Below are 981 nucleotides of genomic sequence, written 5' to 3' on the forward strand. Positions count from 1 at the left end.
CGCCCTGAGCTCCGTGATCGGACCCGCCTACACCTCGGCCACCTTCCTGTCGACGTTCAGCCGGAAGGTCTCCGGGGGGTGGGCCCTGCAACTGGCCACGGTCGGATTCATCGCCGTCTCCCTGGCGGTCTACCTGGTCATCGGCACGGCGCCGGCTGCGCTGTTGGTGTTCGTCGGAGGGTTCAACGGTTTGATCCTCCCGGTGGGTCTCACGGTGTTCATGTACATCGGGTGGTTCCGCCCCGACCTGCTGGGGGTGGACCGTTATCCGAGGTGGCTGCTGATTCCCGGGACACTGGTGACGGCGCTCACCTGGTACATGGGTAGCGTGTCGGTCGGACCGATCTTCGACTTCCTGAGCACGAGCGGATGACCTGGGGGAACTCATGACCAGCATTGATCTGAACTCCGATCTGGGCGAGAACACGCACGACCGAGTGGTCAGCGACGACGAATCCATGCTCGCGATCGTGACGAGCGCGAACACGTCCTGTGGCTTCCATGCCGGCAGCCCCGAAGGGATCCGGCGAACGGTCGCAGCCGCGATTGATCGCGGTGTGAGCATCGGGGCCCATCCGAGTTATTGGGACTACGAGAACTTCGGGCGAACCGCGGTCGACGTCGACTCCGCCACGTTGCAGGCGCACGTCGAGTACCAACTGGGTGCGTTGAGCGGGCTCACCTCTGCGCTGGGCAGCCGCGTCACTTACGTCAAGCCCCACGGTGCCCTGTACAACGCCATTGCCCACGACGAGCGCCAGGCCAGGGATGTGGTGGCGGCCATCAAGTCGATCGGCCCGGGCCTGGTCCTGCTGGGACTGGCTGGTGGCGTCGTGTTGCGAGTGGCCCAACGTGCCGGCCTGCAGGTGGCGGCCGAGGCATTTGCGGATCGGGCCTACCAGTCCGACGGGCAGTTGGTTTCCCGTTCCCTGCCGGGTGCGGTTCTGAACGACCCGGAAGATGTGGCCACCAGGATGCTCC

Annotated in this window: 1 protein-coding gene and 1 pseudogene; both read left to right on the forward strand. The window is 65.4% G+C overall.

Translation table 11 applies throughout. From position 1 onward, the window contains the following. A pseudogene (locus tag GTW58_RS13090) lies at positions 1–373 on the forward strand (hypothetical protein); the annotation flags it as partial. Between the two features lie 13 nt (positions 374–386). Further along, on the forward strand, positions 387–981 hold a 595-nt coding region (locus tag GTW58_RS13095; RefSeq protein ID WP_168023560.1), incomplete at its 3' end, for a 5-oxoprolinase subunit PxpA.

The organism is Kocuria subflava (genome assembly GCF_012163155.1).
Classification (GTDB): Bacteria; Actinomycetota; Actinomycetes; order Actinomycetales; family Micrococcaceae; genus Kocuria; species Kocuria subflava.